The organism is Actinomyces sp. ICM39, assembly GCF_000282935.1.
GTDB lineage: Bacteria > Actinomycetota > Actinomycetes > Actinomycetales > Actinomycetaceae > Pauljensenia > Pauljensenia odontolytica_B.
The window spans coordinates 1-9,372 of sequence record NZ_ALCB01000134.1 but is presented as its reverse complement, the minus strand read 5'-3'; the positions used below and the strand labels follow the sequence as shown (position 1 = coordinate 9,372).

Below are 9,372 nucleotides of genomic sequence, written 5' to 3'. Positions count from 1 at the left end.
CGAACGATACGTTCGGACCCGCCCCTGTTTGTCTTCAGTTGCGCGTCACGTCAGGTGCGCTCGGCATCAGGCGCTCAGCGCGGGGATCAAGGCCGGAGCGTCCCAGCCCCGGCCTCGTCCCCTTCAGGCTCAGCCGAGCCAGGCGCCGGAGGACGCGAAGTGGTAGCGCTTACCGTCGATGGTGACCCAGCCGGTGACCATCTTGCCGGAGCCGTCGAGGTAGTACCAGGTACCGCCGTCGTTGACCCAGCCAATCGCCATCGCGCCGTTGCCGGTCAGGTAGTACCACTTGCCGTTCACGGCGGTCCAGCCGGTGGCCATCGCGCCCGAGGTGTTCAGGTAGTACCAGGAACCGTTCACGTTGGCCCAGCCGGTCGCCATCGCGCCCGAGGCGTTCAGGTAGTACCAGGAGCCGTCGACGTCAACCCAGCCGGTGGCCATCGCGCCGGTGGCGGGATCGAGGTAGTACCAGGAGCCGTCGACCTTGGTCCAGCCCGTCGCCATGCGGCCGGACGGGGTCATCCAGTGCCATGCCGCGTCGAAGGTGACCCAGCCGGTCGCCATCACGGCGTCGCCGTTGAAGTAGTAGGTGGAGCCATCGATGGTGACGTACTTGCTGCGGGCACAGTAGCCGTCGTTGTAGCAGTACTTCCAGCCATCGGCGCTGTTGGTCCAGGCGCCGCCGTCACGCAGGGATTCATCCATGTGGAAGTGGATCGAGTCCTTGACGTCATCATCGGCGCGGGCGTCCTTGTTGCGGCCCTCGGCGGCAACCGTGACCTCCACGTGGGAGGCGTCGCCGATCAGGTCGGTCGCGTTGTAGGGGCCAGCCACGAGCGTGACCTCGTTACCCTCGAAGGCGCCCGTGCCGGTACCGGTCACGGCTTCCTTGTCGCCGACCTTCAGAGAGGCCTTGGTGACGGGGCCGGAGACCGTGGTGCGCACGTAGACGGTACCCGAGACAGACGCGTCGGCCAGCGGACGCCAGTCGGTGACTCCGTCGTGGGAGTACTCGACGCTGCCGAGGACGGGCTGCGGCTGGTCCTTGAGGACGGCGGCCAGGGCGTTGACGAGGCCAGCGCCGCGGTATTCCTTACCGTCCTCGGGTGCAGCGAGGCGGTCGTAGGTGTAGCCGGCCTGCTTCTTGAGCAGGGCGATCGTCTGGTCGGGCGTGTAGTCCGGGTGGATCTGCTTGATCAGCGCGGCCACGCCCGCAGCGTGCGGGGAGGCCATCGAGGTGCCGGACAGGTAACCGAAGGGCGGATCCTTCTTCCAGGTCGGCAGGGTCGACCAGATGCGCGAGCCGGGGGCGGCCACGTCCACGGAGTTCTTGCCGTAGTTGGAGAACTTGGAACGCTCGAACTTGGCCGTGGCCGGGTCGGTGCCGGTGGGCAGGGCGACGGAGGCCACGGAGACGACCGAGTCGTTGACCATGGCGGGCACGTCGATGCCGCCGGCCACGTTGCGCTCGACTGCGGCGCCCTCGACGTCGTTGGGCGAGGCCTTGTCGATTGTCGGGTTGTCGTGGTCGTCGTTGTCGTTACCCTCGGCGGCGATGTTGACGACGCCGTGGTTCTTCGCGTAGCGGATCGCGCGCGAGGCAGCTTCGAGGCCCGCCGCCTGGGAGCCCTCGGTGGGCATCCAGAAGGCGTAGGGGTCCATGTAGTAACTGGAGTTCGTCACGTCGATGTCGTGCTCGGCAGCCCAGTCGAAGGCGCAGGCCACGTACTCGGGGTAGAAGGAGCCGGCCTCGTTCGAGGTCTTGATCGCGACGATCGTGGCGCTGGGGGCGACGCCGTCCACACCGTAGGCGTTGTGCGCGGCGGCGATGGTACCGGCGACGTGCGTGCCGTGGTAGTGGTCATCCTTCCAGTCCGCGGGGTTCTGGCTGGGGATGCCGTTGATCTGGCAGCCCACGGAACGCGAGGCGTCCAGGTGCTCCTTGAGGTCCTTGTGGTCCGGGTCGATGCCGGTGTCCATGACGCCGACGGTCACGTTCTCGAGGGGGACGTCGACCTGCTGAGCCTCGAGCGCACCGACGGCGGCCAGGCCCCAGGCGTTGGCGTCACCCTCGTCGGGGGTGAAGTCGTTGAGCTGGGAGTCCGCGGACAGGCCGGTCGAGCGCGTGCCAGCGGCGTCAGCGACGGCGTTGGCCTCGGCCGCGGTGGTCTGCGGCTGCTCGGTACGCACCTCGGAACCGGTCACCGTCTTGTAGCGGGTGGGGCCAATCGACTGGTAGGAGATGCCGGCGTCAACGAGGCTCTTGCCGAGCGTCGGCGCGAATGCGGCCTTCACCGACTGGACGAAGAAGGTGTTGAATTCGGGGTACTGGGCCAGGACCACGCCGTTTTCCGAGGCCTTGGAGACGGCCGCGTTGAAGTCGTAGTGGGAGGCGTCAGCAGGCAGGTTGACCGCGTAGTTCATGACCTCGTCCTGGGCGCGAGCCTCGGAAGTGATCCCCGGGACGCCGGCCGCGTGGGCGGGGGCGCCGAACGCGGTGAGCGTGACGCCGACGGCGAGCGCGGCTCCTCCCGCGATGAGGGTCTTCCATGAGCGTTGATGCATCATTGTTCCTCGTTTCTGTACGGATGGGGACGCGTCTCCGGGGCTTTCCGGATGGCACGCCATTGCTCCATCGTCTCAAGGTTTGTCACTAACCTCCTAGAGGGTTTCACAATTTAAGAATTCTTGACCTTTTGATGAAGGAATGGAGAGGTTGACATTTCGGCGAGGGATAGCCCCTCCCCCCACGCTCTTCCCACACACCCGACCGGCCGACCAGAATCGACCCACCAATCAATTAGGCAGTTTGAAGAGTTGAAAAATACCGAGCAATTAATTTGATTGTCAGAACAAGAGGTCTCCGCTATTTATCTTGTATTTTTCGATTTGCCAGACAACTTGACAGTTGTGCATGACCCATGACGAACAGCTGTGTTACGGTCGGAGACGACAGTCACACGCGAGTGATGGGAGGCACCGTTGCCAGCATCCGTCTACGTTCGCTTTGACGCGCCCGAGGGAGTGCCAGCGACAACACGAGAGAGCACCACATAAACAATCGACCCGCCCAGCCCCACTCGGCACAATTGAACAATAACGATATTCTCCACGCCTAGCTGGAGATAAGAAGCATCAAAACTTGCCAACATCGCGATTGCCGACCTACACAGAAAAGATACCCAGCAAAACGATTTCAAGTACCACAAGGAGCAGCTATGCACATTTCACATCTATCTTTTAAAGGAATTCGCGGATACTCAACAAAGACTTCAATTGACCTAAGCCCGGCAACTAATTACTTTGTCGGCGAAAACAATAGCGGAAAGACCTCAATCCTTGACGCTATCAACTACCTCCGAAACGACACGAATACAGCTAAAGACATTTTCACCATTGGCATTGACGAATCATACGTCGAAGCTACACTATCCTTCGCACCAGACGAGGCTAAAGACGCTCTCGGCAACAACTACACAAAACTCGAGGACTTCTTTTCGCACACCGACAACAGGGACACCATTCATATCCGCCGCCAGTCCTACGAAAACACTGTCATCAACAGCAAAACAGGAAAAAGTTCCAAGTTCACAACAAAAAACATTTTCATACGCAATCCAGAAACCGAAAGATTCGATAATCCTACGGGAATCGCAGCGCTCATTCAACACATGTTTGACACATGCTTCATCTACGCCGACGAAAAAGTCGCAGATCATGCAGATATGGGAAAATCAAAGACACTGGGAAAGCTAATATCGGAACAGCTTTCGACGATTGAAGAGGGAGCACCATGGCAACAGTACATTGCATCCCACGCCGCGCTCTTTGAATCAACTGGGTCCGGAACAGTTCAAGAGCAGCTCCAGACGACTGCGGAACGTGTGAGCGCACTCATGAGCGACCAATACGGCGACACCTCCATTAGCTTCGCTTTTACACCACCAGAAACGCAAGCGCTCCTCAAGTCCGGACAGGTGTTCATCTCAGAACCACAAGAGACTATCGACGAGATGCCTCTAGAGAACAAAGGCACTGGCATGCAGCGCGCCTTCATGCTCGCACTGCTTCAAGTCGTCGCCGAAACATCAGGCAACGCTCATTCGGGAACAATTTACGGCCTCGACGAACCAGAAACCTGGCTGCACCCCCGGGCTCAAGCACAGCTCAGCCAGGCGCTATCTAATCTTTCATCCAATGGACGACAGATCTTCATCCTTTCCCATTCACCTTACATGCTGAAAAACATTAATCCTAAGAAGGACCGCGTCTACATTGTAGAACGGACAAGAGGCACACACACCATCACATTAGAGAAAAATTTCCGAACACAGCCACAACAGCACATCACATTGAATGCTATCAACTACTACGCATTCAAACTCGCAACGCCCGAATTTTTAGACGAGTTATACGCACGTTTTCAAGAAGTCGCTGCCGGCGCTAACTCATCACTCTCAGAAAATGAAATCTGTGAACAACTCAATCAATGTGGAATACAAGCAACGCACGATTGGATCGACAACCGGAACAAGAACAAGATCAAGTGCAAGAAGCGACAGATCAGCATTTATGTCCGAAACTCAATACACCATCCAGAGAATTCCATGAACACTCCGTATACGCAAACTCAACTACGCGATGCGATTGAAGAGCTGATTTCTGCCATCAACTTCAAAAAGGCTCACCCATAGCGCCAGTTATCCACAATCGCACATCAGTTTTTGGGAGAAGAAAGATACTCGTCAGCTCGCGGTCCTCCCGAACATAGGCGCAGGCAATACGGCAGTCACCGCGGCCAGGCCCTTTCCTCATGAGCGAGGCCTCCCCGGTAAACCCGGGGAGGCCTCGTCAACGTTGGGCAGAAAAGCACCTACGACCGCAAACCCGCGTCCCTCTTCGACGGGTACCGCCTATCCTCTCCCCTCCACCAGGGCATCCAGGCGCGGTAGCCGTCGGCGGGCGGGGTGGGTGAGTCGGGCTCGAAGCCGAGCTCCTCGGGTGTCTCGGGGATGCGGTCGACCAGGAAGTACTTGTCCCGATCGTCGCAGTGCTCGCGCACGATGGTGCGGAACTCAGACAGCTCGCAGTACAGGACGCCCGTGATCGGGTTTCGACGGCAGGCAATGATCTTGTACAGCCAGTAGGCGAACAGGGCGACGTTGGCCGCGAGCGCCAGGACCGCGCACGCGATGTTCGCGCGCGGGTCCATGGTCGCGAAGTTGAAGATGTCCGAGGGAGGAACCAAGACCTCGGGCAGAAGGGTGTTCATGGAGATCCAGAAGACCAGCGTGAAGCAGCGGAACCAGATCCACTGGCCCTTCGCCCACGTGAACGCGGGAATCGTGCAGGCGAGCAGCAGGGCCAGCGTGCAGTACCACGTGTAGTCGGCCAGGGAGTTGTACAAGAACGCGTGGTTCCACAGGTCGTAGGCGATCACCCACGGCCACACCATGTCCACCCAGATCAGGCCACGCACGGAGCGCTTCCCGGGTGAGGTCACGATGATCTTGCCCAGGCCCGTGATCGTGATGATGTTGAGCAGGCCGGCCGCAGCGGACAGGAGGTTCCAATACCCGCCGATCGTGCGGAAGCCCGTCTCCGGGTCGATGCCGACATGGCGGGCGGACAGGTTGGCGGCGACCTCCTGGTACCACTGCTGGGAGTGCAGCTCGGCGGTGACTCCCCTGGCCTCCGGCAGGCCGGCGATCATGTCGATCGTGTGCGCGTCGTTGACGCCCTTTAGACACTGCCAGTCGGCGCCGCACGCGTAGTACGCATCCGCGTTGAAGTAGATCGTCAGGTCGCGGATGTTCGCCTCCATGATGTTGACGGCCAGGCCGATCCACAGGGCCACGCCCAGCCAGATCGCGTACTTGTGCGCCTTGACTGGGTTGCGCTTCGCGTAGACCAGGACCGTGCCCGTCATGGTGGCGGTCAGGATCATGATCGCGTACTTGCCGAACGGGAACCACCCCACCATGGGCGTCCCATGGATCCACGCGTAGGGCATGAGCGCGATGCCACCCACGGTCCACACGGCGAAGATCGTCCAGTTCCACCGCCTATTGATTTCCGCGACGGCGATCTGGGCGGCGAGCACCAGCAGCCAGATGAGATAGACCTTGGGAGTCCCCAGCTCCCACAGGAAAAGCGAGTCCACGGCATTCTCCTTCGAACGCACAACCGGGCTAATAGTTGTCGGCTATCATAATCCGAAACACTAACCTAGTGTGCGGGGTTCACCGTCGAATCCCCATCGTTCCGGGGCTCCCCACGGGCCAGCGCCAGCGCGGGCGCCCCTCGTCAATTCCTCAAGGAGGAGGACCCATGACACGCCACCGTCTACCCCGTCGTACCCTCTGTGCCGCTGGCCTGACCGGAACCGCCGCGCTCCTGGGAGGTATGTACGCCTTCAGCCAGCTCAGCGGCAAGGCCACGCCCGAGGAGCAGGCCTGGCACTACCCGGGCGACGACCTCATCGACGCCAACTACGACAACGGCTACTCCTCGACCTACGCAATCACGATCGACGCGCCCGCCTACGCGGTGTGGCGACTCTTCAAGCAGATCGGCGCGGAAAAGTCCGGGTCCTTCTCCTCGGAGTTCCTCGAGCGCGTCTTCGCACGCCTGCCCTTCTTCAACTCCTACGAGATCCAGGAAGAGTTCCAGCAGCCCGACTCGATGGTGCCCGGCGACATCGCGGCCTTCGACTTCCACGGCATGTCGATGGAATGGGCGGACGTCGTACCCGGCAAGTACATGGTCCAGTGGGTCGACACGAAAAACCCACCCAAGGCGCCCGGCTCCTACGCGTTCCGCTTCCCCGGGATGACGAACTTCGCGGCCGCCTGGTGCTTCTACATGGTGCCCCTGTCGGGCGAGCGCACGCGCCTCATCAACCACTGGCGCATCGGCTACGAGCCCGCCTCCCCCACCATGAAAGCCCTGAACTGGGTGAACATCGAGTTCATCGGCGGCTGCATGACCCACCTGCAAAACCTCTACGTCAAGCGCGTCCTCGAGTTCAAGAAGAAGCAGCACCTGACAGGCCGCTTCATGCGCGGCATGCTGGGCGGGCGCTTCTTCAACTCGGGCACGCCCGCGGGGCGCTACGACGGCACTCCCCTGTTCGAGGAGACCTTCACCCAGTGGTTCCGCTACGGACGGTCCGCCCCGGCCGTCGCCGAGATCCGCCCACCCGTCACCGACGACCCCTCCTGGCCGCCGACGGGCGCGGACAGTCCGTGGGCGGGCGAAGTCGATGCCTCCTACTTCGAGGGCTGGCGTGAGCCCACCTTCTCCTGGGAGGAGCAGATCCGCCAGAAGATGGAGCGCACCTACCTGCCCAATTGGGGGAAGGAGCAGCGCTGATGGGCGGCATTACTCCCCCGGACTACCCGACACTCTTCTTTTTCGAGGTCGGCCAGTGGTGGGACTACGCGATGCTCCTCCTCGTGATCGTCCTCCTCGCGGGCGGGGCGTGGTTGGCCCAGCGCAACATGTGGGTGGTCCTCGCCCTCTTCGTGGTCGTGCCCATCACCCTGACGATCTTCTGGTGGCCGTACTCGACCGCGGGGACGGCCTCGGCGGGCTGGTTCCCGATCGTGAAACAGTACTCGGCGCTGGCGGGGTCCCTGTGCCTCGTCGCCCTGCAGGTCTTCCCAAAGCTGCGCTACAACCGCTGGTACCTGGTCATCCCGCCCGCGATCCTCGCGATCAACATCGCCGAGGCCGTGGTGCGTGACTTCCAGTGCTACGGGATTCACGGGGTGGATCCCTCGCAGGGGATGGTCACGTGGGGCGGGCCGTGGAACATCATGAACGGCATTGCGGGCATTTTGAACCTGCTCACGATCTCCGGGTGGGTCGGCATCTTCGTGTCCAAGGGCAAGGAGCGCGCCCTCATCTGGGGCGACCTGACGATCGGATGGATCATCGCCTACGACCTGTGGAACCTCGCCTACGTGTACAACTGCCTGGCGGACCGGGCGTGGTACTCGGGCGTGGCGCTGCTGGCCTCGTGCACGATACCGGCGCTCATAAAGTTCGGGCGAGGCGCGTGGATCCAATACCGCGCGTACACGCTCACGCTGTGGTCGGGCGTCGTGCTCACGTTCCCGCACTTCATGCACGATTCGATATTCGCCCACCGCAGCGCCCACAACCCCTGGGCGATGCTCATCCTCTCGGCGGCCGCCCTGGTGGCGAACGTGTGGGTATTCGCCGCGCACGTGCGCACAATCGTCTCCAAGCGGCGCAACCCGCTCACGCAGGAGGTCCACGCCGACGAGGCCACCTACGTCTCGCTGATCCGTGACCTCGCGTCAGAGGAGGACAAGGAGCTCATCGCCGCGCGCCTGGGCACAACACCCGAGAAGGCGGGCTTCACGTCGACAAGCGAGGGGTAAGTCCCTCTTCAGCAAACGAGGGGCCGCGCACGAGACAACGTGCGCGGCCCCTAAGCGTTCAGCCGGAAGGAACCCCGGTCACGTGGCACCAACTCCCAGGCCATCCCCCACTACGGGACGGCCTGGGCGCGGGGGTGCCAGCGCAGTCAGGTCGTAGCCACGCTCAGCCTCGTCAGCCCACGCCTGTATCTGTTCATCGCTGACAGGATTCTCATGAATGAGATGATCGCTCATTTGACTCCTTGTAAAACAAAGCCGCCGAACCGCCACCAGCGGGACCTGCACGAACACATGCTCGGTCTACGACCACACTCTCCTACTCAAGCGAATCAATCAAATCGCGCACAAGCTGCGACGGCGTCGTACCGCGCTCCTGAGCGACCTCAGCAAGCTTCGCACGGCGAGAACGATCAAGACGGAGGGTAAACGGCTTCGCACCAACACCGACGCTAATCGGACGTCCAGCCACAGACGAACCGAGGTGCTTCCCGTCGTAAGGAACACCGTTCTCGGCCTCGTTCCCCCAACGTTCCAGATCCTCATCAGTGAACGTCGCACCATCAGCTGACGTATACGTCGCCATCATTACCTCCTTAAACCAACCTCTGCGAGCACCGCTCGCGTTACCAGCATCGCATGGAAAACAAGCCATCCATCAGGCTCATCCTCAACCGCGATATATTCCAGAAGCCGACCCTTGCGGTCGAGGCCAACCCCGACCCACTGGATCGGATGCGTATCGCGCGCACGCGAACGCAACGTCCCCTCGAAGGCCGCGATGACATCGTCATCCTCAACATCACTATGACGTTGATGGACACGAGGATGAACCCGGACTCGCACGCGATCACCTCCATAGTTTCGTATAGACATCAGTGTAGTACGAAATGGGTCTCCAGGGAACGGGACCCCCACAACATCTCTCCCCAAGCAGGCGCGACAGGTACGAGGGGCCGCGCAC

General features: G+C 61.2%; 8 protein-coding genes. 4 read left to right on the top strand and 4 right to left on the bottom strand.

Annotation, left to right across the window (positions count from 1 at the left end; all coding sequences use genetic code 11):
* Positions 1 to 129: 129 nt before the first annotated feature.
* The gene (locus tag HMPREF1137_RS08675; protein WP_009054442.1) at positions 130 to 2,565 is read right to left on the bottom strand and encodes a S8 family serine peptidase; all 2,436 of its coding nucleotides are present in this window, start codon (positions 2,563 to 2,565) and stop codon (positions 130 to 132) included.
* Between the two features lie 653 nt (positions 2,566 to 3,218).
* On the opposite strand from HMPREF1137_RS08675, the gene HMPREF1137_RS10150 reads away from it, so the two are divergent.
* Positions 3,219 to 4,694 (top strand): ATP-dependent nuclease, encoded by a 1,476-nt coding sequence (locus tag HMPREF1137_RS10150; RefSeq protein WP_009054443.1) that lies wholly within the window; start codon positions 3,219 to 3,221, stop codon positions 4,692 to 4,694.
* 179 nt (positions 4,695 to 4,873) lie between these two features.
* Here HMPREF1137_RS10150 and HMPREF1137_RS08670 read toward each other — a convergent pair whose 3' ends face one another.
* Positions 4,874 to 6,163 carry a DUF5692 family protein gene (locus tag HMPREF1137_RS08670; RefSeq protein WP_009054449.1) on the bottom strand — a complete coding sequence of 430 codons (1,290 nt, stop codon included), beginning with the start codon at positions 6,161 to 6,163 and terminating at the stop codon, positions 4,874 to 4,876.
* Between the two features lie 167 nt (positions 6,164 to 6,330).
* Between HMPREF1137_RS08670 and HMPREF1137_RS08665 the strand changes: the two genes are divergently transcribed.
* Together HMPREF1137_RS08665 and HMPREF1137_RS08660 are read left to right on the top strand one after the other, a co-directional pair.
* Positions 6,331 to 7,374, top strand: a complete 1,044-nt coding sequence (locus HMPREF1137_RS08665) for a hypothetical protein (protein ID WP_034497546.1) — start codon at positions 6,331 to 6,333, stop codon at positions 7,372 to 7,374.
* Complete coding sequence (locus tag HMPREF1137_RS08660) at positions 7,374 to 8,411, top strand: DUF5692 family protein (RefSeq protein WP_009054441.1); 1,038 nt, start codon at positions 7,374 to 7,376, stop codon at positions 8,409 to 8,411. The genes HMPREF1137_RS08665 and HMPREF1137_RS08660 overlap by 1 nt, the downstream gene beginning before the upstream one ends.
* 78 nt (positions 8,412 to 8,489) lie before the next feature.
* On the opposite strand, the gene HMPREF1137_RS10145 is transcribed toward HMPREF1137_RS08660, so the two are convergent.
* Complete coding sequence (locus tag HMPREF1137_RS10145) at positions 8,490 to 8,645, bottom strand: hypothetical protein (RefSeq protein WP_009054464.1); 156 nt, start codon at positions 8,643 to 8,645, stop codon at positions 8,490 to 8,492.
* Positions 8,646 to 8,727: 82 nt separating this feature from the next.
* Positions 8,728 to 8,997: a ribbon-helix-helix domain-containing protein gene (locus HMPREF1137_RS08655; RefSeq protein ID WP_034497542.1), complete on the bottom strand. Its 270-nt coding sequence runs from the start codon at positions 8,995 to 8,997 to the stop codon at positions 8,728 to 8,730.
* A gap of 50 nt (positions 8,998 to 9,047) precedes the next feature.
* Here HMPREF1137_RS08655 and HMPREF1137_RS10580 point away from each other — a divergent pair.
* Positions 9,048 to 9,372: hypothetical protein (locus tag HMPREF1137_RS10580; protein WP_231284100.1), on the top strand; the 325-nt coding region annotated here is incomplete at its 3' end.